We start from the raw sequence: 24554 nt of genomic DNA on the forward strand, positions 1-24554 counted from the left end.
CGGGCTCAGGGTCGGCGGATCTCCTCGATGGGGTCGCTGATGTCGGCGACCGTCGCGCCGTACGACGCGATCAGCGCGTCGGCGTCGACGGACAGCGACCAGCCGTGCGCGCCGGCTCCCATCGACACCCGTCGCCCGGCCATGCGCTCGTCGGCGTAGACCGGCCAGTCGTTCTCCGACCCGACGGGGGTGATGGTGCCGCGCTCGTAGCCGGTGGCCTCCAGGGCGAGGTGCGGCTCGGGCAGCCGGAGCCTGTTCGCGCCGACGAGGGCGCGCAGCTTCGGCCACGAGATCGCGCGGTCTCCCGGGATCAGCGCGAAGAGGTATCCCGCGTCGCCCTTTCCCTTGACCACGAGCGTCTTGACGATGTCGGACGGAGTGATGCCGCGAAGCGCGGCCGCCTCCTCGAGGGAGGACGCCCGGGGCGACTCGCGCACCTCGATGTCGAGCCCGCGGGCTACGGCCGCCTCCCGGACACGACGCGTGGCGGCGTCCCCGGAGGGGGAGGCCGCCACATCGACGTCTTCCGATTTCGACTCGTGCACTTCGTGCCCTCGCTCAATCCGGTCGCGGAGGGCGACGCGCTTACGCGTCGGGCGAGGCCAGCGGGTCGTCGGCCACCCACAGCTCATCGTCGGCGCGCAGCGTCTGCCATGCCGCATAGAGCACGGCGCCCGCCGCCGCCACGCCGAGCACGATCGCGATGATCGGACCCGCGCTGCGCTTCTTCTTCGGCTCCACGAAAGGGATGCCGGCGCGCTGCTTCGCGATGCGGATGCGCGTGTCGTTGGCGGCGTCCCAGGCCGAGAGCGCCTTGCCGACGGCCGAGCCGACGGTGGGGACGACCTTCGAGTCGAGGAACTGCTTCGAGGCCTTGCGGCTCGAGTCGACGTACGGGGCGACCCTGTCGACGACCGGCTCGACGTAGTGGTGGTACTTGTCGTCGATGACCGGAGCGACCCGCTCCCGGTTGAAGTTGCCGAGCTGTCGGCCGGCCTCGCGGGCGACGTCCGCCGCGTCCGAGACCAGAACCTGCTGCGCCTCCCAGAGGTGGGCAGCCGAGTCCTGCAGCTTGCGGAGTTCCTTCTTGCGCTTCTTCGTGAGGCTCACGTCGCCCTCCCTATCGCCGGGGATCGGTATGTGCCCATCCTGCCAGACACCGGCGAGAGCGGCAGAGGGTTGCTCACACCTGAAAGAATGTGTACATGCCTCAGCACACTGCCGTCGCCACCCTGCACACGAACCACGGCGACATCGTCGTCAACCTGTTCGGCGACCACGCCCCCAAGACCGTCAAGAACTTCGTCGGCCTCGCCGACGGATCGGGCTCGTGGACCGACCCGGCCACCGGAAAGCCCGGAGAGGGCGCCCTCTACACGGACGTCGTCTTCCACCGCATCATCCCCGGCTTCATGATCCAGGGCGGCGACCCGCTCGGACAGGGCGTCGGCGGTCCGGGTTACACGTTCGACGACGAGATCAGCCCCGAGCTCGACTTCAACGCCCCCTACAAGCTCGCCATGGCCAACGCGGGCAAGCGGCCCAACGCCATCACGGGCAAGCTCAGCGGCACGAACGGCTCGCAGTTCTTCATCACGACCGACCCCACGCCGTGGCTGATGGGAAAGCACACCATCTTCGGCGAGGTCGTGGACGACGCCTCGAAGGCCGTGGTCGACGCGATCGCCCAGGTGCCGACCGGCGCCCAGGACCGCCCGATCGAGCCGGTCGTGCTGCACTCGGTCGAGATCGCCGCGGCCTGAGCCAGACCGGAACGACGCCGCCACGTCCGTGAGCACCACCGACTTCTCGCGCAACCCCGAGAACTTCTGCTACCGGCATCCCGACCGGATGAGCTTCGCCCTGTGCCAGCGCTGCCAGCGGACCATCTGCCCGGAGTGCCAGACGCAGGCCGCAGTCGGGGTCATCTGCCCCGAGTGCCTGCGCGATCAGAAGCGCGCGCGGACGCCCGCGCAGAAGAGGGCGGATCGTCGGTGGGGCCGCGGCGGTGGCGGCGTCGCGGTGGTGCCGGGGCGCGCTCCCGTCACCACCTGGATCCTCGGCATCACCGCCGGGATGTTCCTGCTCGACCTCCTCGCCGGCCTGACCGGTTTCTCGCTGTCGAGCCTCCTGTCCTTCTGGGCGCCCGCGCTGTACCCGCAGCTGGGCGTCGGCTTCGAGCCGTGGCGGCTGCTGACGCCGTTGCTCGTGCACAGCGGCTTCCTGCACATCGCGCTGAACCTGCTGTCGATCTGGGTCATCGGTCGACTGCTCGAGCCGATGCTCGGCCCCTGGCGCTTCCTCGCCCTGTACCTGGTCGGCGGCCTCGGCGGGTCGGTGGCCGTCGCGCTGCTGGCGTTCGGCACGCCCGTCGTCGGGGCCTCGGGCGCCCTGTTCGGCATGCTCGGCGCCCTCGTGGTGATCGGGCGTCAGCTGGGCGGCAACGTCACCGGCATCCTGGTGCTCCTCGGCATCAACCTCGTGATCGGCTTCCTGGTGCCGGGCAGCATCTCCTGGCAGGCGCATGTCGGCGGGCTCATCGCGGGCACCGCGGTGGGGTTCGTGTACTCGCGTACGCGAAGGCCGGGGCAGACGCGGCAGCAGGTGGCGCTGGTCGCGCTCGTGGTCGTCGCGCTGATCGGACTGCTGGCGCTTCCGCCCGTCATCCAGGGCTTCTGAGCGCAGTTATCCACAGGGTTATCCCCCGCTGGGGATGAATCACACGCGTGTAGTTCTCGGCTCGGACCGGTGCAGCGTAGCTCGGGGCGCCGCACACGGAGCCGCCGCGAAGAAGAGGCCGCCCTCGACCGGCGGGTCGGAGGGCGGCCTCTTCGAGGACGGGGGGCTATCGCCAGCGCGTCGTCATCAGGAAGCCGATGAACGCGATGCCGAAGCCGATCACGAGGTTCCAGGCGTCGATGCCCGGGATCGGGAACTGCATGCCCGACAGGTAGAACACCAGGATCCACACCAGGCCGAGCAGCATGAAGCCGACCATGACGGGCTTGAACCACACCGGGTTGGGTGCGGGAGCCCCCGTCGTGCGCGGGGTCGCGTCGTCGTCGTCACCGACCGTGCGCTGCTGTGCTCGTGCCATGGGAGACATCCTACCGGCCGAGCTAGCATCGTCCTGTGACTGCCGGGGCCCCCATCACGGGCACGACCACGCGGCGTGAGCGGCGCCGCGTCCGGCGGCGCGGCCGGGCGACCGTCGGCAGCGTTCTCGGCGAGATCCTGGTCACGCTCGGGGTCGTGATGCTGCTCTACGGGGCGTGGCAGCTGTGGATCGGCGACGTGCTGTACGGGGCCTCGCACGGCGCCCAGGCCCAGGAGCTGTCGCGGGAGTGGGCGACGGCGCCGATCGAGCCGGCGCCCGAGCCGGAGGACGGCGAGGCCGAGCCCGTCGTGCTGCCGCAGCCGGCGGATCGCGAGGTGTTCGGCAACCTCTACGTGCCGCGGTGGGGCTCGGACTACCGGGTGCCCATCGCCGGAGGGGTCACGCGCGCCGGCACGCTCGACACGATCGGCGTCGGCCACTACCTCGACACCGAGATGCCCGGCGAGGTCGGCAACTTCGGCCTCGCCGCTCACCGCACCACCTTCGGCAAGCCCTTCGCCGACCTGCAGAACCTGCGGGTCGGCGATCCGATCGTGATCGAGACGGAGGCCGGCTGGTACACCTACCGCTTCCGCACCCTCGAGTACGTGCAGCCGGACGAGTACGAGGTGCTGGCGGACGTGCCGCAGGCGCCCGACGTCGAGCCGGGGGAGCGCTACATCACGATGACCAGCTGCTCGCCGCGCTTCTCGCTCGCCGAGCGCATCGTCGCGTACGGCGTCTTCGAGTCGTTCCTGCCGCGCGCCGCCGACGCGGCCCCGCCCGCCCTGACCGAGGAGCTGATCTGATGTACGCGGCGCTCTGGCGGCTGCTGCCCGGTCCGTGGTGGCTGCGCATGCTGATCCTGCTCGCGATGCTCGCGGCCGTCCTCTACTGGCTGTTCGTGTACGTGTACCCGTGGGTGGCGATGACGTTCGTCCCCGACGAGGTCACCGTGCAGTAGGGCCGGGACGGCCTGCGTCAGTCGCCGCTGCCGTCGCCCGCGCAGACGCGCAGAGTGACGGTCGAGTGGACCGGGACGTCGCCGACCTGCACCTGCTGCGAGACCGTCCGAGGATCGGAGGCGCGGCAGCCGTCGTCCTCCTCCACGTCGACGGTGAGCCCCTGGTTCTCGAGCTGCTGCGTCGCGGCATCGAGCGTGAAGCCCTGCGTGTCGGTGATCGTCACGCGTCCGGACGCCACCGTCAGGTTCACCGTCGACCCCTTCGCGACCTCGTCGCCCTCGCTCACGTCGTCGCCGTCGACCTGTGCCGACATCACCATCCCGCTCTCGAGGCTTGCATCGTTCACCGGCGTGATCGAGCCGAGCACGAGATCCGCCTCGTCGATCGCGGTCCGTGCGTCCTGCTCCTTGAGGCCCTCCAGCTGGGGCACCTCGATCGTCTCGACGCCCTCCGAGACGATGACCGTCACCTCGCTGTCGGGCGTCACCGACTCGCCGGAGGCGGGCTCGGTGCGGATCACGACGCCCTCCTCGACGGTGTCGCTCGGCTCGCCCTCCTGATCGGCGACGAGATCCTCGGACTCCAGATCCTCCACCGCGCGCTCGTACGTCATCCCCGACACGTCGGGCACGATCCGCGCGGTATCGGGGACCCCGCTGGGGCGGGGGATCGACACGACCCAGAACAGCACCGACGCGACGAGCACCGCCAGCAGGGCGACGCCCGCCCAGATCCACGCCACCGGCGGCCCGGACTGCGTGCGCGGGGTGCTGTTGTCGGTGGAGAGCTGCCGCAGCGATCGGGCGGTCTCCGCCGCCTGGCGGGGATTCGCGCCGTACAGCTCGCTCGTCAGCGCGCCGAGCTCGCGCTTCGACGGGGCCTTGCCGTCCGAGGCCGCGTCGAGGGCGGTGCGGAAGGACGCCGCATCCGGGAAGCGCTGGTAGGGGTCCTTCGCGAGCGCGCGCAGCACGACCGGATCGAAGGCCTTGGGGGAGCTCTCGTTGACCTCCGAGGGCGTGCCGGGCTTCTCGCTGACGTGCTGGTACGCGACCGCGACCGGCGAGTCGCCGCGGAACGGCGGGCGCCCGGTGAGCAACTCGTAGAGCACGATGCCCGTGGAGTAGACGTCGGCGCGCGCGTCGACCGGCTCGCCCTTCGCCTGCTCGGGGGAGAAGTAGGCGGCCGTGCCGAGGATCGTGGTGGTCTCGGCGACCGTCGACGAGGTGTCGGACACGGCCCGGGCGATCCCGAAGTCCATCACCTTCACCTGCCCGGCGTCGGTGACCATGACGTTGCCCGGCTTGATGTCGCGGTGGACGACCCCCGCGCGGTGCGAGTACTCCAGCGCCTCGAGGATGCCGTCGACGTAGCGCACCGCGTCGGCGGGGGGCACGGGGCCGCGGGCGATGATCTCCTTCAGCAGCGTGCCGTGCACGAGCTCCATCACGATGAAGGGGATGGGCCGCTCGCCGTTGGCGTCGGCGGCGACGTCCTCGCCCGCGTCGAACACGCGCACGATGGCCTGGTTCGCCATGCGGGACGCGGCCTGGGCCTCGAGGCGGAACCGCGTGCGGAAGCCGGTGTCGCCCGCCAGGTCTCGCTTGAGGATCTTGATCGCGACGTCGCGCCCGAGGGTCTGATCGTAGCCGCGGTAGACGCTCGCCATGCCGCCGCGGCCGATCAGCTCGCCGACGCGGTAGCGCCCGGCGAGCACGCGCGCGTCGACGGCGCGATCGCTCTCGCGAAGCGCGTCATCGGTGTGCGACTCGTCGGTCATCCCTCATCCCCCCGGATCAACGGCGCGGTCGGCGGGAGCGGATGCTCCCCGCGGCCGTCAGTCGTTGCCCCCGTCGCTGCTGCCCGCGTCGGGCGACTCCGTCTCGGGCGTCGCGGCGACGATCGGCACCGACGTGGACGCGGACGACGCGGACGTGCGAGGGTCGGCGCCGTCGATGCCGCACAGAGCGGCGTATGCCGCAGTCGCCTCTGAGCCCGCGGAAGCATCCGTGATGATCACGGTGCGTGTGGTCGAAGCACCCGTCGTGAGCGTCGTGCCACCGCCTTGCTCGAAGGTCGCGTTCTCGACCGTGACGGTGTAGCCGATGAGGTTCGGGGCCGCATCTGGGCAGGTATAGGCCGGCCAGCTGAGCGTGTTCCGCTGCCCCGGGCGCGCCTCCGACACGGGCTGATCGCTACGTGTGAACGTCGGCGCCGCGCTCGGCGCCTCGAACTCGGGCACCGCGTCGTAGTACTGCGCCGAGATCTCGCGGCCCTCCGGCACGAAGCCGCGCGGGCTGACCTGGTAGACGAGGCCCTCCTGCGTGAGGTCGGGGGCCTGGCTGCCGGCCTCGCACGTCCAGCTGAACTCGCCCGCGGCGGTCAGCGTCGCGAGGGCGTCGTCGCACGTGCGGCCGGTCAGGCGGAGCTCGTCGATGTTCACGGCCGTCGCCGACGGCGAGGGCTCGGGCGACTCGCTCGGGGTCTCGGAGGCCGACGGCCTCGCGGAGCTCGGCGGCGCCGACGACGGCGTCTCCTCTCCGGGCCCGAACAGGTCGTCGCCGAACAGGGCGACCACGGTCCCGCCGAGCACGACGAGCAGCAGCACGACCAGCGCCACGAGCGGCCACGTCCACGGGCTGCGCTTCTTCTTCTTGTCCTTGGGCTGCTCGGCGGCGGACGCGCCGTCGACCGGCACGGGCGTGGTGCGCGGCAGGATGCGGGTGGCGCTGTCCGATCCCGAGGAGAGCAGCTTCGTGAACTCGTCGTCGCCCGACAGGGCGGTGCCGGCGGCGATGGCAGGGACCGCTGCGGCCGCCGCCGCGACGTCGCCGCGACGCAGGGCGTTCGCGGCGCGCGCGACCACGGCGGCGGACGCCGGACGGTCCTCGGTCTTCTTCGCGATCATCGCGAGCACGAGGTTGCGCACGGGCTCCGGCACGTCGTCCGGCAGCGGCGGCGGCTGCTCGTTGATCTGCGCCATCGCGATCGCGACCTGCGACTCGCCCGTGAACGGCCGGCGGCCGGCCAGGCTCTCGTACGCGACGATGCCGAGCGAGTAGATGTCGGTCGCCGGAGAGGCCGGGTGCCCCGACGCCTGCTCGGGCGACAGGTACTGCACGGTGCCCATCACCTGGCCGGTGGCGGTCAGCGGCACCTGGTCGGCGATGCGCGCGATGCCGAAGTCGGTGATCTTGACGCGGCCGTCGGGCGTGATGAGCAGGTTGCCGGGCTTGATGTCGCGGTGCACGAGACCGGCGGCGTGAGCGGCCTGCAGCGCCGAGGCGGTCTGCGCCACGATGTCGAGCGTGCGCTCGGGCGAGAGCTTGTTCTCGCGCTCGAGGATCGTCGACAGCGCCTCGCCGGGCACGAGCTCCATCACGAGGAACGCGGAGCCGTTCTCCTCGCCGTAGTCGAAGACGCTCGCGATGCCCTCGTGGTTGACGAGCGCGGCGTGGCGGGCCTCGGCACGGAAGCGCTCCAGGAAGCCCGGATCCCCCATGTACTCGTCCTTGAGGATCTTGATGGCGACGGTACGACCGATGACGTGGTCGGTCGCCTCCCACACCTCGCCCATGCCGCCGATCGCGATCCGCGAGTTCAGCTCGTAGCGGCCACCGAAAGACACACCCTGTGTTGGCCTCATCTGCTCAGCACCGCCTCCATGACCTTCTTCGCGATCGGCGCCGCGATCGTGTTCCCGCTGCCCGACTGACCCTGTCCGCCACCGTCTTCGACGACCACGGCGACGGCGATCTCGGGGTCATCTGCCGGCGCGAATCCGGTGAACCAGAGCGTGTACGGCTCGTCGCCGCCGTTCTCCGCGGTGCCCGTCTTCCCGGCCACATCGACGCCGTCTATTCTTGCACCCGATGCGGCGCCATCCTGGACGTTCGCCACCATCATGGACGTGAGCAGCTCGGCCAGGTCGGCGTCGACGGCCTGACCGAACTCGGACGGCGAGAAGCTCTGCTGCACCGACAGGTCGACACCGACGATCTCGTCCACCATGTACGGGTTCATGACCGTGCCGCCGTTGGCGATGCCGGCGGAGACCATCGCGATCTGCAGGGGCGTCGCCGTGAGCTGGCCCTGGCCGAAGCCGGTCAGCGCGACCTGCGCGTCCGAGTCGAGCACGTCGGGGTAGCTCGACGGCGTCGCGGCCAGCGGCGTCGAGAACTCGTGGTTGAAGCCGAAGCGCTCGGCCATCTCGCGGATGGGCTCGTCTCCCAGCTCGACCGCCAGCTCGGCGAACGGCACGTTGCAGCTCAGGCGCAGGGCGTCGGCGATCGACACGGTGTCGCCGCCGCCGCAGGTGCCGCCGTTGGCGTTGTGGACCGTGTTCGAGGACTGCGGCAGCCGGTAGCTCGACGGGTTCGGCAGCTCGGAGTCCTCGTCGTAGTCGCCGGAGGCCAGCGCGGCCGCGGCGACGACCACCTTGAAGGTGGATCCCGGCGGGTTCAGGTCGCCGGCGATCGCCCGGTTCTGCAGCGGCTGCGAGGCGTCGGCCAGCAGACCGTCGTACGCGGTGTTGGTCCCCTCGCTGTCGTGCTGCGCGAGCGAGTTGGCGTCGTAGCCGGGCGTCGAGACCATCGCCAGGATGCGTCCGGTGTCGGGCTCGATCGCGAGCACGGCGCCCGTCAGGCCGGCGAGGGCGTCGTAGGCGGCCTGCTGCACGGCCGGATCCAGGCTGAGCATCACGTTCGACCCGCGGGGCGGCTGCCCCGTGACGATCTGGTCGAGCCGGGAGAAGAACGCCGAGCCCGCGGTGCCCGCGAGCTCCTGTCCCATCACGCGCTCGATGCCGTCGGCCGACTGCAGCACGGGGTTCAGGTAGCCGGTGATGTGCGACCACATGGGCGAGTCGAGGTACTCGCGCTGCCACGCGTACAGGTCCTCGCTCGGCACCGACGTCGCGATCTCGCTGTCGCCGGCGACGATGGCGCCGCGCTGCGTCTCGTAGCTGTCGAACAGGGTGCGGCGGTTCTGCGGCATGTCCGCCAGTGTGTTCGCCTGCAGCACCTGGATGACGCTCGTCGAGGCGAACAGCGCCAGGAACATGAACAGCACGATGATGCTGAGCCTGCGCAGCTCCTTGGTCATCCGATCACCGCCCTGGGCTGCTGGCGCACCGCGTCGCTGATGCGGAGGATGATGGCCACGATGAACCAGTTGGCCAGCAGGGAAGACCCGCCCGCCGCCAGGAACGGCGTCGTCAGGCCGGTCAGCGGGATCAGCCGGGTCACGCCGCCGACCATGATGAACACCTGCAGCGCGAGCGTGAACGACAGCGCCACCGCGAGCAGCCGGCCGAAGTCGTCCTGCCCGGCCATGCCGATGCGCAGGCCGCGCGCGACGAACACGAGGTACAGGCACAGCACCGCGAAGACGCCGACGAGGCCGATCTCCTCGCCGAGGCTCGGGATGATGTAGTCGCTCTGCGACACCGGGGTCAGGTAGGGACGTCCGAGGCCCCAGCCGGTGCCCAGCAGCCCCCCGTGCGCGAGGCCGAAGATGCCGTTGACGAGCTGGAAGCTGGTGCCGTCGTACAGGTCCGGGTCGAAGGCGCCGAGCCACGCGTCGAACCGGCCGCGCACATAGGGCAGCACGTACGACGCGGCGACCGCGCCGCCGACGGCGAGCAGCACACCGATCAGCACCCAGCCCGTCTTGCCCGTGGCGACGTACAGCGTGGCCACGAACATGCCGAAGATCAGCAGCCCGGTGCCCAGGTCGCGCTGGAGCACGATGATGACCATCGACACCAGCCAGATGACCAGCAGCGGGCCGAACTCGCGGGCGCGGGGGAACGTGAATCCGAGGAACCGCCGCCCGGTCGACGTCAGGCTCTCGCGGGTGCGCACGAGGTAGCCCGCGAAGAAGATCGCGAGGCAGATCTTGGCGATCTCGCCGGGCTGGAAGTTGATGCCGCCGATGGAGATCCACACGGCGGCGTTGCCGCCGCCGTTGAGGAACGGGATGAACGGCAGCACGAGCAGCAGCACGCCGGTGAAGCCGAAGATGTAGGTGTAGCGGAACAGCACCCGGTAGTTGCCGAGCGCCCACACGAGCGCGGCGGCGGCCACGACGGAGATGCCGGTGTAGATCATCTGCTTCGTGCCGCCGGCGGGGTCCACGCAGCGCGCGCCGCCCACGCACTCGTCCAGGGAGAGCCCCAGGCGGTAGATCATGGCGATCCCGAGGCCCGTCAGCAGCGTGGCGATGGGCACGACGAACGGGTCGGCCTGTGGCGCGCGCAGGCGCAGCACGACGTGCAGGGCGAGCACCAGGACGGCGAGCACGCCCTCGGCGATCAGCACTCCCGCGTCGATCCGCCCCAGCTGGCCGAGCTGCGACAGCACGAGCGCGCCCATGCTCACGGCGATCGCGAACAGCAGCAGGCCCAGCTCGCGGTTGCGCAGCGGCTGCGGCTGGCGCACCTTTCGCAGGGCCTTCAGCACGGCGGTGTCGGCGGCGACGTCGGTCATTCGCCCCCTCCCTCGGTGGCCTCGGGTGTGGGCGTGCCGGTCGGCGTCGGACTCTCGGCGGGGTCGGGCTCGTCGGCCTCGCTCGGCGAGACCATCGCGCTCAGCCGGTCGACGATCGCCTCGGCGTCCGAGAGCGAGCGGGCGCTGATCGTGCGCTCCACCTGACCGCGATAGTAGGTCGACAGGTCGGCGAGCAGGATGCCCGTGTCCTGGTGCACCGACGAGAACGTGACCGGCCCCACCGACTGCTGGATGCCCTGGTAGATCACGACGCTGTCGTCGTCGGCTCCGACGTAGTACCGCGTCTGCGTCCAGTTGTAGAACACCGCGAAGCCCGCCGCGACGACCGCCAGCACGAGCACGAGCATGGCGATCCAGCCGACCCGCCGTCGGCCTGCGCGCCGCCGGTCCTCTTGGATCAGCTCCTCGAGATATTCGGGCTCCGGCTCGAAGTGGGTGGGCTCGTTGGCCGCCTGGCGGCCGGGGTGCAACCAGCCCGCCGACAGCAGGGCGCGCCCGGTGATGGCGGGCACCTTGACGCCCTGGGGGTTGGACGCCGAGCCCACGATGGTCGCCGTGCCGCTCACGAGGGGATGCTGCCCGCCCACGTCGACCATGACGATCGTGACGTTGTCGGGGGCGCCGCCGTCCAGGGCGTACTTCAGCAGGATGTCCGCGGTGCGCCCGGGGGGCAGCCCCAGCTTGAGCGCCTTCTGGATGTGGGTCTCGTCGACGACGCCGCTGAGGCCGTCGGAGCACAGCAGCCAGCGGTCCCCGGGACGCGTCGGCATGATGAACGTGTCGATCTCGGGGTCGGGATCCATGTCGCCCAGCACGCGCATCAGCACGGAGCGGCGAGGGTGGTACCGGGCCTCCTCCGGCGTGATGCGGCCCGAGTCGACCAGGCGCTGCACGAACGTGTGGTCGGTCGTGATCTGGGTGAGCGCGCCGTCGCGCCACAGGTAGATCCGCGAGTCGCCGATGTGGGCGATGACGGCGTACTCGTCCACCATCGCGATCGCGCTGACGGTGGTCCCGAGGCCCGCGAGCTCGGGACGTCGCCCCACGAGCTGGATCAGGTCGCCCGCCGTCGAGCTGATCGTCTCGCGCAGCGTGGTCTCCGCGTCCTCCGGGGAGGGGTAGACGTGGTCGAGCTCCTGCAGCGTGTTCACGGCGACGCTGGAGGCGACGTCGCCGCCCGCGTGGCCGCCCATGCCGTCGGCCACGACGAACAGGTTCGAGCCGGCGTAGCCCGAGTCCTGGTTGTTCGACCGCACCTTCCCGGTATGGGAGATGGCGGCACTCGATCCCACGAACATGACGTCGGGGGCTTACTTCCGAAGCTCGAAGGTCGTCGCGCCGACCTTGATCGGCGTGGACGTCTGCACGGCGACGGGGGAGTTCGGCGACACCCGCACGTCGTCGTGGAAGGTGCCGTTGGTCGAGCCGAGGTCCTGCAGCATCCACTGCTCGCCCCACAGCACGAGACGTGCGTGCTGGCTCGACGTGTAGTCGTCACGGATCACCAGGCCCGCCTCGCTCGAGCGTCCGATGGTGAGCGAGTCGGTGCCGAGCGGCAGCTCGAGACCGGCCTTCGGGCCCGAGGTGATGACGATGCGGCTGGCCGTGGTGGTCGTCGCGGGGCCCGCCGGCGCGGCGCTCGGAGCGGGCGCGGGGCGGGCGGCGGGCGCCGGCGCGGCGGCCGCTTTGGCCGAGCCGCGTGCGCCCTTGGTCTCGGGCATGCGCCGCACCCGCACGCCGAACACGTCGGAGCGCAGGGCGAACACGACGGCGAAGACGAACAGCCACAGCAGCAGCAGGAATCCCACCTGCAGGATCAGCAGGGTCAGTTCGCTCACGACCAGCCCCCGTCCTGCGGCAGCATGCGTGTGGCGGTGGTGCGCGCCTCCGGCCCGGAGGGCGCGGCGAGCGGCACGACGTGGAAGACGATGTCGGTGCGTCCGATCGTGATGGTCTGCCCGTCGCTCAGCCCCGCCTGCTTGGTGGGCGCGCCGTCGAGCTTCGATCCGTTGGTGGAGCCGAGGTCGCGCATCATGGCGCGCTCGCCGTCCCACAGCACCTCGACGTGCGCGCGGCTGGTGCCGGCGTCGTCGACCGTGATGTCGGCGTCGCTGCCGCGGCCGATCACCGTGCGCGCCTTCACGAGCGGGTGACGGCGGCCGGCGACGTCCACGACCGCTCGCCACTCCACACGGCCCTCGGCGGTCGACGAGTCGACCGAGACGGTGCCGGTGGTGATGTCGTCGTCTGCGCGCAGGTCGATGCGCAGCGGCCCCGCGAAGCTGTAGCCCTGCGACGAGGCGTGGGCGCGCAGCATGGTGTCGAGCTCGGTGACGAGCGCCGACCCGAGGGCCCGCATCCGCTCCTGGTCGGCGGGGCTCAGCGTGACCGTGAGCTCGTTCGGTACGAGGATGCGGTCACGCGTGACGACAGCCGCCTTCGTGTCGAGCTCGCGGCGCAGCGCTGAGGCGATCTCGACAGGCTGAATGCCGCTGCGGAAGGTCTTCGCGAACGCGCGATTGACGGCGCGCTCGAGACCTTGCTCGAAGCTGTCCAGTAGTCCCACGGGTCTCCTCAGTCCGGCCGACCGGTAGGCACATCGTAGCCAGCAAGCCTGGACGCCGGTGGACGACGGGTCCGCCGGGCGCTCCCGAGCGGGGCTGCGCGGGGTTCGATGAGGCCTCGATAGCGTGATAAACTCGCGAAGTTGGGTCAATCGCGATCCGGCGACGCGCGAGTGGCGGAATAGGTAGACGCGCTGGCTTCAGGTGCCAGTGCCCGCAAGGGCGTGGGGGTTCAAGTCCCCCCTCGCGCACAGGGGTGTTTCAGGTTTTCACCCCGGTTCACTTCATGAAATACACGGGCGGCGGCTCGTCTCGAGAGATCGGGGCGGCCGCCGCTTCGTTTTGCTCCCCGGAGTATCCGTCAGCACCCGCGCTGCTACTCAGATCACCTTCCCCGTGAACGACGAGTAGCCCCTTGCGGGGTTCTCGTTCGTCTGTTCGGTTCGTGTCGGCTGCGCGGCCGCTGCTGTCAGCCCGGCGGTGCCCCGCGCGTCCCGACAGCGTCGATGGGGTCCACGACTGCAGTTCTCACCGGTGCGAGCTGGCGGCGTGGCTTCCTTGTCTTCGGTGTCGTTGCTTCGCGTGCTTCGCGTCGCAGTGCTGTGACGATGCGGCGGATGTTGCTGGCGACGACGGCCATGGAGCTCGCGAGGAACTGGAAGGCGTACCCGCGACCGGCGCGCTTCTTCGGGTCGCCGAGGTCGGTGAATCGGCCGTCCTTGAGGTGCTTGTTCGAGGACTCGACGTGGTTGCGCTGACCGTAGGTCTTCACCCAGGCCTCGCTTCCCCAGGGGTGGCGTTGGAGGTGCTTGACGATGTCCGCTTGTGGCGGGATGGTGACGCTGCCGGTGAGGGAAGGGCGGCGGACGTGCTTGCCGGTGGCTGGGTCGAACGCCATGTAGCTGTGGGGGTCGGGGTAGGTGAAGCGCTGGTAGCCGTCCTTATCGGCGCCGCGTCCGTGGGGCTTGAGACGGTATGGCTCGCGGGCGGTGATGGCGGCAGCGCGTTCTTCGCTAGTCGGGACACGTCCGGTGCTGGGATCTTTCTCGTCGTTGGCGTGCCAGCGCGTGATGTGCCGCAGTCGCTCGGGCATGTAGTGCACGTACAGCTGCCCGTCGACCATGATGATCGGCTTGCCTTCGACGCTCGCTTGATGTCCGACCTGGTTCTTGCGGTAGTCGAACACCGTCTCCCAGCCGAGTCGGCGGATCGGGAGTTGGAAGCTGTCGGGCTGGAGGTTGTTGAACGCGCGGTCCGCGATGCAGACCCCTGCCTTGCGAAACGTGCGGCTGTGTTGCTGCATTGCCTTGAGGGGTCCGCGAGTGATCATCCCCGGACGATGGAAAGCGATGCCCGTGATGAGTTGGGGGAAGAACGCTGGCTTACGTCCGGCGTCGAGGTCGATCTGCCGCTTAGCGTCGACCATCGTGACGGTGTCGAGTTCGAAGCCAGGCTTCGGTCGCTCGCTCGATGTGTCGTCTCGATGTGCGTGGTTGTATGTCCCGGCAGTGAAGTCGACGTTGCGTCGTGCACCGGAGCGCGGGTTGGTCTCGGCCCGTCCGAGGATCTCAACCAGCGTCGAGTCGAGAGCGACATCGTGCCGGTATCGCTCGTGGTATCGAGCCGGCATCATCCCGACGGACGCACGGACGAGTGCCTGCGCGATCGTATAGAGACGCGTGTCTCGCTCCTTGTCGTAGGCGGCCTGCGCTTCGGCGAACTCGTCGGAACTCAGCCGCTTTCGCTTCTGTGTCGCGTGGTAGGGGTCGAGGAGCCTCGTCAAGCGATGCTTCGCTCGCCAGGCACGGTCGTACCAGACGCCTGGGGCGGCATTATCCCGGCGGATACCGAGCGCGACGAACTGCTCCGGGGACAGCCGGTACGCGAGGGTCCGCGCGAGCTCTTCGAAGTGCGCGCCGTGTCCCCAGAGCCAGGAGAGCAGGTCGAGCATAAGCACCGCTCGTGCGGGGATGAGCGGCTTACGGCCCGCGGCACTCTTTCGGGTGTCGTTCTCCCAGGAGGCGATCTGCTCGACGACACCGCTGCGGTCGATGAGTGCGAGGAGAGAGTTGAACATCGCCATCGGCAGTTGCGTTCGGGTTGAGAGGGATCGCTCGTAGTCGTCGTCGCTTACCCCGAGGAGGTCACGCATGAAGCCGTCGATCATCGGCTTGCCTCCCCTCGGAGGGCAGGCACCGATAGGTCCGGGCTGAGATCCGGGACGTGCTGGAGGAGCCTCCCAAGGTGCTCGAACTTCACGAAGCCGGCCGCGCGGAACAGTTCCTTGATGGGGGTGCGGTCCGAGAGATGGGTGACAAGCCAGGTCGCTCGAAGTCGATCACCCCGTGGTGCGCTCCCGACGGTGTACTGCGTGAAGGACGACAGGAGCGCGTTCTCACGAGAGCGGTTGGGCTTCCCCCAGACGCGCCCCGTCTCCGGTGCTTGCTCCAGGGCGGCCCGCATCCACTCGTCCCAGACGGCCAGAATCGGGACCTCGCGTGCGCGGTCTCCGCGCACGCGGACGACGAAGCCCTCGTCGAGCTGCTCGATGTCGGCGCGGTCCAGGTCGCGGATCTCCACCGCGCGTAGCCCGGCGCCGGCGCAGAGGATCAGCATCAGCATCGCCCGGTATCGCTTAAGCGGTGTGAGCTGAGAGCCTGCCCACTGCCGGTAGCGGCCCATCTCTGCGGAGTCGTATGGAGCCGCAGTCGTCTTCCGGCCCAGCGCTGTCATCGCGTCGCCGTGCTCTTCTGGAAGGAGCACCTCGCTGATCCGCATCAACCGGGCGCGATAGTTCCGTCGCGTTCCCTCAGCGAGGTCCTGTCGCACGTCGGTGACATACAGGTCGATCGCCTGCCGAGACCAGATGACCTCCGCCTCGAGGGGCCACAGCTGAGTGTCGACGCACCACGCCACATACTGCCCGGCTGCCCACAGCAGCACCTCCGCGGAGTACGAGGTCTGCGGAGCCGCGACCGTGACCGCATCGCGCACGAATGTCTCGATGCGCCTCCATGTGGCGGCCGGGATGCGCGGCACCGTGTTGTCGATTGAGGCCATCACGACCTCCGGCGGAAGACCGCCGAGCGCGGCGAGAATATGCCGGAACCGAGCGGAGCCCAGCGCGGCGCGAAGCTGCGCTGCATGTGTGCTGAGGGCATCGGTGTCGCCATATCGGAGATGGAATTTCGATCGCTGATGAGGGGAGGTCACCTCCCCCTATGCAAGAACTCGTGTAGGAACCGTGTTTCCACGAGACGTGAGCGCATACTGAGAGGAGCTGACAGGGCACTGGGTGCCCGCAGCTAGGTGAATATACCGCGTATGAGGTGAAAAATCAGCACGGGAGGGCACAAGTGGGCCGTATTGCAGATGGCCGGGGGTTCGCTTTCGAACCCAGGAGCGTGGTCGCGCAGCCCCAGGCATTCGGGAAGGCGGCGTCCCTACTCACCCCAGCAGATGGCGTAGATCCATCGGACCCCCGGTTCCGGGCAGCAAATCTGCAGCATGTGCTGGTCCGAGCGGTTTCGGACGAGTTGGTGATGCGTGACCTTGGCCCGGCTGCTGAGTTCCAGAAGGATGACCGTCCTCGTGGTTTGAGTCCGGATCGGGTGCGGCGCGTGTTTCGAGGTGAGACCGCCGCGCAGCTCGCGGACATCGCGTACTGGGCGACCCTCTTCCCTGAAGTCGGGGAGGCGGTCGCGCAGTACCTGTCGACCTGGCGCGGCGGCGGGATCGCGTCAGGAGACAACGGCGACCCGGACGCGGCGGGCGCGAGGTGAGAGACCACATGGGCTGTATTTGCGCGGTCCGCCCTGGCGTGTGCGCCGCCCATGGCGAGAACCAATTGCTCGCCCGCTAGAAGGTCCTGTCGAGCGACCGTCCGTCGTCCGGTCGTCGACGCATAGGACGGCATGAGCACTGCAACGGCTGACCCAGCGAGCGGTGATGACTACGGGGGCGACTACCCCGCGCGGATGCACGTGCACGAGTACTACAGGCCGAGTCGTCGACGGCAGTACCTCACCATCACCCACCTCACCAGCGGCGAAGGCATGGATGGCTTCCGTCCGGACGCTCAAGTCCTGAGTCGGAGCCGCGGCAGCTTCATCATGCTCACGGATGCGCCGGAGTCCGGAGATTCAAGCAGCATGACAGTGGCGTTGTACACGAAGGGCGACCTGATGGTGGAGACACAGGTCACCCGTCGGCGGCTGGATAAGGCCATCGCAGCCTGGGCGGACGGCGATGCTCTTCTCCTGTGACCCACGCATGCGTGTGCTCAGGCGTTCGGGACTGCTGCCGAGTACCGATCAACCGAGGAAAACCGCCGGGCGTGGGCGGTCATGCGAGATCTCAGCGACGGGCGGACAGAGGTGCGCACGTTCTCGTTCTGGACGAGCCGTGACGACATCACGGCGTTCGCCGGCGACGGCATCGGCATCGCGGTGTTCTACCCGGATGACGATCGCTACCTGATCGACCGCGAGACCACCGTTGACCACTTCGACGTCGTCCGGGCTTGAACGCGTCTGGCGTGGTCCCCGTCAGATCGATCTGTCACCGGCTCTGGTCGACAGGCTCCCCCGGCAGGGGCAGCTTCGTTGTCCACGCCTGCACTCCGTCTGGCGCGGGCGAACGCCCAGGAACGCTTCACCTATCTTCGTCTCATGGGGAGCTTCTACTACGACGGCAAAGAAACACCGATCACGGTTGACGACAGGGCGCTGGCGCACCTGAAAGCGGTGATGCTGACGAAGCTGCGACGCAACGAGAGCTTCGCCGTGTCCTGGTCGAACGAAGACGGCCACGGCAGGAACACCATCTGGGTCAACCCCGCCGTCCCGCTCCGGTTCAGCTTCGACGCTCCCACCTCTCCCGAACTCGACCCCGAATGGCTCGTCCAACTCGCCGAGGAGGCAGTGCTCGGCGGCATCTCCTTCACCGCCAAATCAGCCGGCTGACTCGCGAACCAACACCCGCCCCTCTCGGGTGAGCTTCGACTCCCCGGGAGGGGCGGTTTCGTGCGTCAACCCTGCTGGTAGGCGGTGCCTCGGTGCTACTGCGTTGACCGCCGCACGAGTTCAGTCGGCAGAATGGTCCGCGCCGGAACGTCGCCCTCGCGCACACGAATCGAGCCCGCCGACGGCAAGGCCGACACCGATCGCGAGCAACCACCGCACCAGCGGATGGAGGTCTGTTGTGACGTCGAGAAGGATGTTCACCGGGACGGCGGTCATCGCGACGATCGCCGGTGTGCGCCACGCGACCTTCTCCTTCCGGTAGCGAAGCACCGCGCCGAGCAGGAGCAGCATCACGCCAGCGGCGAGGATGATCGAACCAACATCCATCAGGTCATCCATGCGCGGCAGGCTAGCAAGCCGGTCTGCGACGCCCCGTCGCCCTTCGGTGAGCCGTCGACGACCCCCTGAGGCCCGGTTTCATGGTCGCGGCGTGGCGCAACGGGCGCGTTACCCTGGAGCGATGGCTGAACAGCGAGCGAAGAGACTGGCCCCTTTCGTACTCGCCGCGGGCGCTCTTGCTACGTCCCTAGTGCTCCTGTCGCTGCGCACCAGCGCGACTCTCAACGATGCCGTCGCGGTGCCTCTCCTGCTGATCACGGTGCTGGTGTTCACCACCGCCACAGTGTGGGCGGGTCTCCAGTTGGCGCGCCGGAGTGGACGCTAGCCACCGGTTTCTCGGTAGCGTGACGGGGGATGCCTCCGAAACCGATTCCCGTCCGCCGGCTGTTCGCCGTGTCCTGGGTGATGAGCCGGGCATTCACATCGAATCGATTCCTCGCGGTCCTGGCGTTCCCCACCGCCGTGCTCTCCCTCGTGCCATACGTCGCCCGCCGCACCGTGTACGAGTCTCCTGACCGCAACGGCATGGTGATCTTCGCCCGCCACAACCTGCCACTCGACATCGTCCTCGCCCTACCGATCGCGGCCGGGATGGGGATCGTCACCGTGATCGTCCTCCTTCTCGGGCCGACGCTCGGCGGGTTCTACTGGGCCGTTGTGTTCGTCGTGGTCGTGGGGCTCGGCTGCGGGGCCGGGCAGTTCATTTCCGCGGCGTCCCTCACCTCTGCCGTGGGGAAAGAGACCCCGCCCGGCGACAGGTGGGCGGTGATGGCGCTCTCACAGCGACCAGGGACCAGGCTGTCCGCGCTGCTGCTGACCCGAGCCTTGATCAAGAACCTCCCGCCCGGGGCCGTCGTCGTCGCGACGGCAGGATCCCCCGAGCTGGCGCACGGCTATCAGCGTCTGGGGCTCACGCCCGGACACGGCGCCCGGCTGCACCGAGTCGTGTAGTGGCCGACGTCCCTCCCAACATGCCGACGGCTCCCCGGGAGGGGCGGTTGGTCGCCTCGGCACCGCGGAGAGTACGTGCTATATCGGTCAGACGAAACCCCCTTCATGCGGTCAGCGAACGCCCAGTAACGTCCCAACCTCCATCGAGTAGAGCTCCATCTATTGAAGGAGGAAATGAGATGAAGAAGTTGCAGGTACGCACGCTCCTGGCCTCTGCGGCTCTCGCAGTCGCCGTGATCGCCGCTCCGCAGGCCGCATCCGCGGCCGAGACCAGCACCCCGCAAGCGGCAACGGCAGCCGCGTGTAACGGGGTGAACAAGCAAGAGTGGGTCCTGTACCCCGATCCCAACACCGGCGCTGATGTCCAGGACATCTACATCGACTCCTGCAAGGTCGATGACCTCATCGCCGCGTACGGGAACGCGAAGGACGCGGCTGGGCTTGCAGGAGCGCTCGGCGCGGCATGGTGGCCCGCGGGCGTCGCGAGCGGTGTCATGTTCGCGTGGGCGTGGAACAATCAGTCTCAGCTGATCGGATGCGGGTCGGCAGACAACGGCATCCGGATCAGAGTGGCAACCGGCATCATCACCGGTTGCTATGGACAGTGAGAGGAGCGGTTCCTATGAACAAGCCCAACATCACCCGCGTCGGAGCAACAGCGGTGTTCCTCGCGTTGCTCGTCGCCACATGGGTCCTGCGCATGCAGGGCGCGCTGTCCGACGTCGCAGCAGGCGTGATCACGTTGGTGCTGATCGCGGCCGCGGTCACGGTCGGCGTGCTGCTGTCGCGGAAGAACCGGCCCGAGGCCGGTAGCACCAGCGGCCAGCCCGTCACCACGCGTGAACCGGATCTTACGACGAAGTAACAGGCACAGACCGCCCCTTCCGGGTGAGCTTCGGCTCCCCGGGAGGGGCGTTTTCGTCATTCCGGTCGGATGGTGGGGAAGCTCGGCCTCGACGGCGATGCGCGTAGCCGGTCGGCTACAGGCTCGAGCGCTCTCATTGTGATCGTCGCCAGCCGGGGAAGGATTTTCATCCAACCCTCCGCCGCGATGTCGAGGGACACGGACATCCGCTGCACGGTGCGTTCGAAGTCGCTCCGCGGTTCACCGGCATGGACGCCGCCATGGGTGTTGGCGAAGTAGCGGATGGTGTCGCGAACTGTCACCGGCTCGCCATAGTGGTACCCGCAAGTCGCGGCGAGGAAGCCATCCTTTTGCGAACGGACGGTCGGCTCAGTGAAGTCGTCGCGCGCGAGAGCGAGGATGAGCTTGAAGCTTCCGTCGGGGGCTGGCTCGAACGGGCGGAACTCCGGTTCGTCGAACGGCGTGTACTCGAACGTCGGCGCGGGAATGCGCAGACGCGCCCGCGCGGAGTCTACGAGAGCGTGCTTCTCAACGAGGAGTTTCCTGAGCAGCGCTGAGATCCCGAGTCGGGTGTACACGTCGGTGTCTGCCGCGCTGCGTACCCGTAGGTCCTCGAGCGTGTGGAGGAGCAGCCACTCGGACAGTCGTTGTCCGATCTCGGCGTCGTTCTCCGGATACATAGGTTCCACGGGGATCACGGCTGTCAACCTAGCGGCGAGATTTCACCGCCGAGCAGGTCGCGGTCAGAGGTCCGGGTTCAAGTCCCGGTCGACCTTCGGGTCGGGAGCGCGAGAGGCAGCGCACCAGAAGGCCCCCGAGAGGGGGTCTTCTGCCGTGTCTGGGGTGCGGCGTACGCTCCCGCCATGCCCCGGTCCCGGAACCCGCTGAGCGCTGAGACGCTGCTCGACATCCACCTGTCTGCGATCCTCACCCGGCACAAGTGGGATGCGGACCCCGAGCCGGTGATCGCGGAGCTGCGGCGCGAGGCGGGCGACCGGCTGGACATCCTCGCCGCGGCCGCGGGCCGATGGGCCGGGTTCACCGAGAAGGACGAGGCCGCGCAGGCGCTCGTCGCGGCGGTGATGCAGCTCGACCTGCCGGGCCTCGATGAGGCAACCGTGCTCGGCCGGGACCGAGCCCGGCAGCGCCCGCACGGGACGCCGCCGGCGATGCACTAAGCCACGGAACTAGCCGTCCTCGGCGATGGCTTGGGTGCCTTCCCTCTCGGTCTCGATCGCTGCGGCGAGATACTCGACGGTGACCGGGTCAGCGGTATGCGACGCATCCACGATCAGGGGACTTTCGTCGCTGGGCGCTTCGAAGTGCGCAGCGTGCTCTGCGAGCACAGCATCAGTGACATCCGGTCGACCCCGCGTCTCCCGATCGGCCTGGACCCGCTGACGCTGAAGGTCCAGCGACACCTGGACCCATACGATCGTGAAGGGCACACCGGCGGCGGTCGCGATGTCGCGCCAGGCATCCCGTACGAAGCGCGGTGAACCGGTGTCGTCGACGATCACGTGGGCACCGCTCTCAAGCGCCTCTATGGCCCGCTCGTGAGCCATTTTGTTCGTCGTGGACCACTCTCCCGCGGCGATGCCTTGACCTCCGTCGAAACCGCGCTCCTGGTTGATCCGGTCGAGGCTGAGGACCTCCGCGGGCAACTCTGCGGCCAACAGGGCGGCCAATGTGCTCTTGCCGGAGAAAGACAGCCCACACATCAGCACCAAAGCCATGGCCGGACTCTACCGGTCACCAGCCGGGGAGTGCGGGCCGCCGGCGGCGCCCGTGCATCGGACGCCGCCGGCGACGCACTAGCGGTCGCGGGAGCGTCGGCGTTCGGGCCACGGGATGAGCGCGACGATGAACGCGAACGTGGCGATGTGCTGCAGCACGACGATCACAACGGGGTGCGCGCTCAATCCAGCGAAGACGATCGATGCGATGAGGATGATCCCGGCCAGGATGCCGAACGTCCACCGCCATCGGTGCTCGCGGGGGCTCGTCTGCATGGTCGCATCTTCGCACCTAGGGGCCCCGCGGGTGGCCCCGAACCTAGAAGCCGGGCAGGCCTGGCCCGTCGTCGACGGGGCGCTCGTCGGCGGCGTACGGCGCGACGCGCCCGCACTCAGGGCACACATCGCCGGTCGAGCTCGGCCGCATCATCACCGAGCAGTCGGGGCAGGCCGGCTGGGCGCCGGCGTCGAGCGGGTCACGCATTGCGGACGTTGAGCAGCTGCCACCCGTCGGGTACGGCGGCGCGCAGCGCGGTGAGGTCGGCGGCTTCGATCTCCTGCACGTCACCCCATCGGGCGGCGCGCCCCACGGCGACCATCTTGGTCGTGCCCTTCGGCATGGTGACCTTCTTGTGCGTCAGCTGCCACCCTTCAGGGGTCTGCGCCAAGAGCGCCCCGACAATCTCCTCGAGCGACGCGCCCTCGGCGGTCAGCTCGCGGGTCTCGGACGGTCGAATCATCCCGATCAGCACGCCGACCAGCCTAAGTCGCGGCGACCGACTCGATCAGCGCCACGTCGGCGCGGTCGAGGCTCGCATAAGCTCTGGAGCATGTCGCGTCGCCCGAATAAGACCGTGATGGCGCTGACCGCGGCTGCCGCCCTCGTCCTCACCCTGGCCGGATGCACGGCCCCCGTACCGGTGGAGACTCCCGCCACCGTCGAGACGCCGATGGTGGATCCCTCGGTTCAATCGCCTTCGCCGAGCCCGACAGCATCTGCGACTCAGGCGGCAGACGAGCACGCGTCGCCGGAGTCGACGCCTTCGGATGGTGCGGTCTCTTACGCGAACTGTGATGGTGCGCCGTTGCCGGTTCCAGCGGAGTCCGACGAAGAACTCGCCGCTGGCACTGTATTCGGCCTCCGTCCGTTCATGCTCCGTGACTCCGGGCCGCGTGCCGGGGCGCAAGGAGAGGTCACGGTCGACGAGAACGGCGACCCCACCTCCTACCTCGTCGTCGAAGGCGACGACATCCAGAGTGTCGCGCAGAGGTTCTGTCTGCCCGCGATCGAATTCGACTACCTGAACCTCATCAACGCGGTCCGTCGCGAACGCCTCGGCCCGCTGTACCCGGGTGACACGCTGAACCTCAGCCCCTACACGATCACGACCGTGGGTGATCAAGACGGCGTTGTTTACGACAACGACGTGTCCTACCTCGCAGGAGATGCGCCGCTGCCGCCGCAGCGATAACCGACCAAGGCCCATCCACAGCCCAGCAGCCTACGTTGCGGGGACTGGGTCGATCAGCGTCGCGTCGGTGCGGTCGAGCCCGCGGATGCTGTTCACGCGGCGGTCGACGATGTGCGTGCGCAGGGTCGCGGCGACCTGCTCGGAGACGTCGGTGAGCAGTTGCTGCAGCCCTTCGTCGGCGGGCTCGGGGTCGAGCCAGTCGTCCCACGTCGCGGCCGGCAGGAACGCGGGCATCCTGTCGTGGACCTCCCCGGACTCGTCCCGGGCTTCGCGGGTGATAACGACGAACCGTCGCTCGCCGTCGACGGACCACGTCAGCCCGGCTGCGGCGAGCAGCCCGTCGCCGTGGATGAAGTGCGGGGTCTTGTCGCCCTTCTCGCCGGTCCATTCGAAGTATCCGGACATGGGGGCGATGCATCGGGCGCGGGTGAACGCGGTGCGCCAGAACGACGTCGTGAGCTTCTCGATCCGTGCGTTGATGATCGGTGGCCCCGAGGGGCGGTTCGCGGGCTTCGGCCAGTCCCACTTCGCCAGCTGCACCTCGCGTTCATCGTGCTCGCGCACGATCGGTGCCCGGTCGGTCGGGGCGACGCTGTACGACGGCGCCCAGTCCTCCGCGCGGCCACCCTGTGCGACGAACTCCCGGATCAGCTCGTCCGTGGTCGTGTCCATCGCGAATCGACCGCACATGGCGGCAGCGTAGCCGGGCCACCCCAGCTCGTCGATGGTTGCTGTCGGCTTCGGTCAGCTTCGCTGTGGCTCACATGGCGTTCCACGAGTCCGGCCACACCTCTGCGCTTTCGGGAACCAAGACATAGGCATCGCCGTCGACAGCAAAGAAGGCTTTGACGACGCCGAAACCGTCCTCGTCGCTGTACCTCGTCGGATCGCCCGCGCTCCACGCGTAATAGGTCTCTGACTGCACACCCGGAACTCCGTCGACGACGGCGAAGAAGGGGGCCGAACCTCCGTCTGCGACTTCGAACGACCAGTTCTTGCCGGTGGTCGCACACGTGTACGCCACACCGTCGATAC

At 68.9% G+C, this 24554-nt stretch carries 32 protein-coding genes and 1 tRNA gene; 14 read left to right on the forward strand and 19 right to left on the reverse strand.

The annotated features are described in order from the left end of the window. Positions 1-5 precede the first annotated feature (5 nt). Positions 6-515, reverse strand: coding sequence for an aminoacyl-tRNA deacylase (locus K5S26_RS07585; RefSeq protein WP_308122828.1), 510 nt, complete (start codon positions 513-515; stop codon positions 6-8). A 70-nt stretch (positions 516-585) separates the two neighbouring features. After that, positions 586-1110 (reverse strand): DNA helicase, encoded by a 525-nt coding sequence (locus K5S26_RS07590; protein ID WP_221857359.1) that lies wholly within the window; start codon positions 1108-1110, stop codon positions 586-588. 95 nt (positions 1111-1205) lie between these two features. Here K5S26_RS07590 and K5S26_RS07595 point away from each other — a divergent pair, with 95 nt between their 5' ends. Both K5S26_RS07595 and K5S26_RS07600 read left to right on the forward strand, forming a co-directional pair. Then, positions 1206-1763 (forward strand): peptidylprolyl isomerase, encoded by a 558-nt coding sequence (locus K5S26_RS07595; RefSeq protein WP_221857360.1) that lies wholly within the window; start codon positions 1206-1208, stop codon positions 1761-1763. A 28-nt stretch (positions 1764-1791) separates the two neighbouring features. Next, a complete protein-coding gene (locus K5S26_RS07600) occupies positions 1792-2679 on the forward strand; it encodes a rhomboid family intramembrane serine protease (protein WP_221857361.1) in 888 nt (295 codons plus the stop codon). Between the two features lie 166 nt (positions 2680-2845). Here K5S26_RS07600 and K5S26_RS07605 read toward each other — a convergent pair whose 3' ends face one another. Beyond that, positions 2846-3097: a cell division protein CrgA gene (locus K5S26_RS07605; RefSeq protein ID WP_221857362.1), complete on the reverse strand. Its 252-nt coding sequence runs from the start codon at positions 3095-3097 to the stop codon at positions 2846-2848. Between the two features lie 35 nt (positions 3098-3132). On the opposite strand from K5S26_RS07605, the gene K5S26_RS07610 reads away from it, so the two are divergent. Further along, positions 3133-3906 (forward strand): class E sortase, encoded by a 774-nt coding sequence (locus K5S26_RS07610; protein ID WP_221857363.1) that lies wholly within the window; start codon positions 3133-3135, stop codon positions 3904-3906. Continuing rightward, positions 3906-4061, forward strand: a complete 156-nt coding sequence (locus tag K5S26_RS07615; RefSeq protein WP_221857364.1) for a hypothetical protein — start codon at positions 3906-3908, stop codon at positions 4059-4061. The genes K5S26_RS07610 and K5S26_RS07615 overlap by 1 nt, the downstream gene beginning before the upstream one ends. A 17-nt stretch (positions 4062-4078) precedes the next feature. Here K5S26_RS07615 and pknB read toward each other — a convergent pair whose 3' ends face one another. Genes pknB through K5S26_RS07650 form a run of 7 tightly spaced genes read right to left on the reverse strand, consistent with a single transcriptional unit; the run spans position 4079 to position 13134 of the window. Continuing rightward, complete coding sequence (gene pknB, locus K5S26_RS07620) at positions 4079-5839, reverse strand: Stk1 family PASTA domain-containing Ser/Thr kinase (protein WP_221857365.1); 1761 nt, start codon at positions 5837-5839, stop codon at positions 4079-4081. 57 nt (positions 5840-5896) lie between these two features. After that, positions 5897-7705, reverse strand: coding sequence for a serine/threonine-protein kinase (locus tag K5S26_RS07625; protein ID WP_221857366.1), 1809 nt, complete (start codon positions 7703-7705; stop codon positions 5897-5899). Continuing rightward, a complete protein-coding gene (locus K5S26_RS07630) occupies positions 7702-9162 on the reverse strand; it encodes a peptidoglycan D,D-transpeptidase FtsI family protein (protein ID WP_221857367.1) in 1461 nt (486 codons plus the stop codon). Before K5S26_RS07630 ends, K5S26_RS07625 begins: the two co-directional genes overlap by 4 nt. After that, on the reverse strand, positions 9159-10547 hold the full coding sequence (locus K5S26_RS07635; protein WP_221857368.1) for an FtsW/RodA/SpoVE family cell cycle protein: 1389 nt from the start codon (positions 10545-10547) through the stop codon (positions 9159-9161). Before K5S26_RS07635 ends, K5S26_RS07630 begins: the two co-directional genes overlap by 4 nt. Continuing rightward, complete coding sequence (locus K5S26_RS07640; RefSeq protein WP_221857369.1) at positions 10544-11866, reverse strand: PP2C family protein-serine/threonine phosphatase; 1323 nt, start codon at positions 11864-11866, stop codon at positions 10544-10546. The genes K5S26_RS07635 and K5S26_RS07640 overlap by 4 nt, the downstream gene beginning before the upstream one ends. A 12-nt stretch (positions 11867-11878) precedes the next feature. Continuing rightward, positions 11879-12406 (reverse strand): FHA domain-containing protein FhaB/FipA, encoded by a 528-nt coding sequence (locus K5S26_RS07645; RefSeq protein WP_221857370.1) that lies wholly within the window; start codon positions 12404-12406, stop codon positions 11879-11881. Continuing rightward, the gene (locus K5S26_RS07650; protein WP_221857371.1) at positions 12403-13134 is read right to left on the reverse strand and encodes an FHA domain-containing protein; all 732 of its coding nucleotides are present in this window, start codon (positions 13132-13134) and stop codon (positions 12403-12405) included. Before K5S26_RS07650 ends, K5S26_RS07645 begins: the two co-directional genes overlap by 4 nt. Positions 13135-13299: 165 nt before the next feature. Here K5S26_RS07650 and K5S26_RS07655 point away from each other — a divergent pair. After that, positions 13300-13383, forward strand: a tRNA-Leu gene (locus K5S26_RS07655). 218 nt (positions 13384-13601) lie between these two features. Here the strand turns inward: K5S26_RS07655 and K5S26_RS07660 are convergent. Then, entirely contained in the window at positions 13602-15299 is a 1698-nt protein-coding gene (locus K5S26_RS07660) for a hypothetical protein (protein ID WP_221857372.1), read from the reverse strand. Next, the gene (locus tag K5S26_RS07665; protein WP_221857373.1) at positions 15296-16192 is read right to left on the reverse strand and encodes a site-specific integrase; all 897 of its coding nucleotides are present in this window, start codon (positions 16190-16192) and stop codon (positions 15296-15298) included. The genes K5S26_RS07660 and K5S26_RS07665 overlap by 4 nt, the downstream gene beginning before the upstream one ends. A 560-nt stretch (positions 16193-16752) precedes the next feature. On the opposite strand from K5S26_RS07665, the gene K5S26_RS07670 reads away from it, so the two are divergent. The 4 genes from K5S26_RS07670 (at position 16753) to K5S26_RS07685 (ending at position 18096) form a co-directional block, all read left to right on the forward strand. After that, the gene (locus K5S26_RS07670; protein ID WP_221857374.1) at positions 16753-16914 is read left to right on the forward strand and encodes a hypothetical protein; all 162 of its coding nucleotides are present in this window, start codon (positions 16753-16755) and stop codon (positions 16912-16914) included. Between the two features lie 132 nt (positions 16915-17046). Then, complete coding sequence (locus K5S26_RS07675; RefSeq protein WP_221857375.1) at positions 17047-17397, forward strand: hypothetical protein; 351 nt, start codon at positions 17047-17049, stop codon at positions 17395-17397. Between the two features lie 81 nt (positions 17398-17478). Next, entirely contained in the window at positions 17479-17658 is a 180-nt protein-coding gene (locus K5S26_RS07680) for a hypothetical protein (RefSeq protein WP_221857376.1), read from the forward strand. Between the two features lie 78 nt (positions 17659-17736). Further along, positions 17737-18096, forward strand: coding sequence for a DUF7882 family protein (locus K5S26_RS07685; RefSeq protein WP_246603703.1), 360 nt, complete (start codon positions 17737-17739; stop codon positions 18094-18096). A 120-nt stretch (positions 18097-18216) separates the two neighbouring features. Here the strand turns inward: K5S26_RS07685 and K5S26_RS07690 are convergent, their stop codons facing one another. Then, the gene (locus K5S26_RS07690; RefSeq protein ID WP_221857377.1) at positions 18217-18495 is read right to left on the reverse strand and encodes a hypothetical protein; all 279 of its coding nucleotides are present in this window, start codon (positions 18493-18495) and stop codon (positions 18217-18219) included. A 354-nt stretch (positions 18496-18849) separates the two neighbouring features. Between K5S26_RS07690 and K5S26_RS07695 the strand changes: the two genes are divergently transcribed. The 3 genes from K5S26_RS07695 to K5S26_RS07705 all read left to right on the forward strand — a co-directional run bounded on the left by K5S26_RS07695 (position 18850) and on the right by K5S26_RS07705 (position 20311). Further along, positions 18850-19446 carry a hypothetical protein gene (locus K5S26_RS07695; protein WP_221857378.1) on the forward strand — a complete coding sequence of 199 codons (597 nt, stop codon included), beginning with the start codon at positions 18850-18852 and terminating at the stop codon, positions 19444-19446. A 179-nt stretch (positions 19447-19625) separates the two neighbouring features. Next, a complete protein-coding gene (locus tag K5S26_RS07700) occupies positions 19626-20054 on the forward strand; it encodes a hypothetical protein (protein ID WP_221857379.1) in 429 nt (142 codons plus the stop codon). Between the two features lie 14 nt (positions 20055-20068). Beyond that, complete coding sequence (locus tag K5S26_RS07705; protein WP_221857380.1) at positions 20069-20311, forward strand: hypothetical protein; 243 nt, start codon at positions 20069-20071, stop codon at positions 20309-20311. Positions 20312-20367: 56 nt separating this feature from the next. Here the strand turns inward: K5S26_RS07705 and K5S26_RS07710 are convergent, their stop codons facing one another. Continuing rightward, positions 20368-21009 (reverse strand): hypothetical protein, encoded by a 642-nt coding sequence (locus K5S26_RS07710; protein WP_221857381.1) that lies wholly within the window; start codon positions 21007-21009, stop codon positions 20368-20370. Between the two features lie 165 nt (positions 21010-21174). Here K5S26_RS07710 and K5S26_RS07715 point away from each other — a divergent pair, with 165 nt between their 5' ends. Then, on the forward strand, positions 21175-21489 hold the full coding sequence (locus tag K5S26_RS07715) for a hypothetical protein (protein WP_221857382.1): 315 nt from the start codon (positions 21175-21177) through the stop codon (positions 21487-21489). A gap of 9 nt (positions 21490-21498) precedes the next feature. Here the strand turns inward: K5S26_RS07715 and K5S26_RS07720 are convergent, their stop codons facing one another. The 3 genes from K5S26_RS07720 to K5S26_RS07730 all read right to left on the reverse strand — a co-directional run bounded on the left by K5S26_RS07720 (position 21499) and on the right by K5S26_RS07730 (position 22799). Further along, entirely contained in the window at positions 21499-22047 is a 549-nt protein-coding gene (locus K5S26_RS07720) for a P-loop nucleotide/nucleoside kinase family protein (RefSeq protein WP_221857383.1), read from the reverse strand. Positions 22048-22125: 78 nt separating this feature from the next. Continuing rightward, positions 22126-22323 (reverse strand): hypothetical protein, encoded by a 198-nt coding sequence (locus K5S26_RS07725; RefSeq protein ID WP_221857384.1) that lies wholly within the window; start codon positions 22321-22323, stop codon positions 22126-22128. Positions 22324-22523: 200 nt separating this feature from the next. Next, positions 22524-22799 carry a hypothetical protein gene (locus tag K5S26_RS07730; RefSeq protein ID WP_246603704.1) on the reverse strand — a complete coding sequence of 92 codons (276 nt, stop codon included), beginning with the start codon at positions 22797-22799 and terminating at the stop codon, positions 22524-22526. A 105-nt stretch (positions 22800-22904) separates the two neighbouring features. Here K5S26_RS07730 and K5S26_RS07735 point away from each other — a divergent pair, with 105 nt between their 5' ends. Next, positions 22905-23519 carry a hypothetical protein gene (locus K5S26_RS07735; RefSeq protein ID WP_221857385.1) on the forward strand — a complete coding sequence of 205 codons (615 nt, stop codon included), beginning with the start codon at positions 22905-22907 and terminating at the stop codon, positions 23517-23519. Between the two features lie 30 nt (positions 23520-23549). On the opposite strand, the gene K5S26_RS07740 is transcribed toward K5S26_RS07735, so the two are convergent. Continuing rightward, entirely contained in the window at positions 23550-24209 is a 660-nt protein-coding gene (locus K5S26_RS07740) for an SOS response-associated peptidase (protein WP_221857386.1), read from the reverse strand. A 70-nt stretch (positions 24210-24279) separates the two neighbouring features. Next, a partial coding sequence (locus K5S26_RS07745) for a hypothetical protein (protein ID WP_221857387.1) occupies positions 24280-24554 on the reverse strand: 275 nt, incomplete at its 5' end.

Source organism: Microbacterium marinilacus (assembly GCF_019753765.1).
Classification (GTDB): Bacteria; Actinomycetota; Actinomycetes; order Actinomycetales; family Microbacteriaceae; genus Microbacterium; species Microbacterium marinilacus.

Excerpts from the sequence above, each read along its gene's own strand:
- K5S26_RS07595 (WP_221857360.1), top strand. The coding sequence starts at position 1,206 with ATGCCTCAGCACACTGCCGTCGCCACCCTGCACACGAACCACGGCGAC.
- K5S26_RS07605 (WP_221857362.1), bottom strand. The coding sequence starts at position 3,097 with ATGGCACGAGCACAGCAGCGCACGGTCGGTGACGACGACGACGCGACC.
- K5S26_RS07615 (WP_221857364.1), top strand. The coding sequence starts at position 3,906 with ATGTACGCGGCGCTCTGGCGGCTGCTGCCCGGTCCGTGGTGGCTGCGC.
- pknB (WP_221857365.1), bottom strand. The coding sequence starts at position 5,839 with ATGACCGACGAGTCGCACACCGATGACGCGCTTCGCGAGAGCGATCGC.
- K5S26_RS07625 (WP_221857366.1), bottom strand. The coding sequence starts at position 7,705 with ATGAGGCCAACACAGGGTGTGTCTTTCGGTGGCCGCTACGAGCTGAAC.
- K5S26_RS07630 (WP_221857367.1), bottom strand. The coding sequence starts at position 9,162 with ATGACCAAGGAGCTGCGCAGGCTCAGCATCATCGTGCTGTTCATGTTC.
- K5S26_RS07635 (WP_221857368.1), bottom strand. The coding sequence starts at position 10,547 with ATGACCGACGTCGCCGCCGACACCGCCGTGCTGAAGGCCCTGCGAAAG.
- K5S26_RS07640 (WP_221857369.1), bottom strand. The coding sequence starts at position 11,866 with ATGTTCGTGGGATCGAGTGCCGCCATCTCCCATACCGGGAAGGTGCGG.
- K5S26_RS07660 (WP_221857372.1), bottom strand. The coding sequence starts at position 15,299 with ATGATCGACGGCTTCATGCGTGACCTCCTCGGGGTAAGCGACGACGAC.
- K5S26_RS07665 (WP_221857373.1), bottom strand. The coding sequence starts at position 16,192 with ATGGCCTCAATCGACAACACGGTGCCGCGCATCCCGGCCGCCACATGG.
- K5S26_RS07675 (WP_221857375.1), top strand. The coding sequence starts at position 17,047 with ATGAGCACTGCAACGGCTGACCCAGCGAGCGGTGATGACTACGGGGGC.
- K5S26_RS07680 (WP_221857376.1), top strand. The coding sequence starts at position 17,479 with ATGCGAGATCTCAGCGACGGGCGGACAGAGGTGCGCACGTTCTCGTTC.
- K5S26_RS07690 (WP_221857377.1), bottom strand. The coding sequence starts at position 18,495 with ATGGATGACCTGATGGATGTTGGTTCGATCATCCTCGCCGCTGGCGTG.
- K5S26_RS07695 (WP_221857378.1), top strand. The coding sequence starts at position 18,850 with ATGCCTCCGAAACCGATTCCCGTCCGCCGGCTGTTCGCCGTGTCCTGG.
- K5S26_RS07700 (WP_221857379.1), top strand. The coding sequence starts at position 19,626 with ATGAAGAAGTTGCAGGTACGCACGCTCCTGGCCTCTGCGGCTCTCGCA.
- K5S26_RS07705 (WP_221857380.1), top strand. The coding sequence starts at position 20,069 with ATGAACAAGCCCAACATCACCCGCGTCGGAGCAACAGCGGTGTTCCTC.
- K5S26_RS07715 (WP_221857382.1), top strand. The coding sequence starts at position 21,175 with ATGCCCCGGTCCCGGAACCCGCTGAGCGCTGAGACGCTGCTCGACATC.
- K5S26_RS07720 (WP_221857383.1), bottom strand. The coding sequence starts at position 22,047 with ATGGCTTTGGTGCTGATGTGTGGGCTGTCTTTCTCCGGCAAGAGCACA.
- K5S26_RS07725 (WP_221857384.1), bottom strand. The coding sequence starts at position 22,323 with ATGCAGACGAGCCCCCGCGAGCACCGATGGCGGTGGACGTTCGGCATC.
- K5S26_RS07735 (WP_221857385.1), top strand. The coding sequence starts at position 22,905 with ATGGCGCTGACCGCGGCTGCCGCCCTCGTCCTCACCCTGGCCGGATGC.
- K5S26_RS07740 (WP_221857386.1), bottom strand. The coding sequence starts at position 24,209 with ATGTGCGGTCGATTCGCGATGGACACGACCACGGACGAGCTGATCCGG.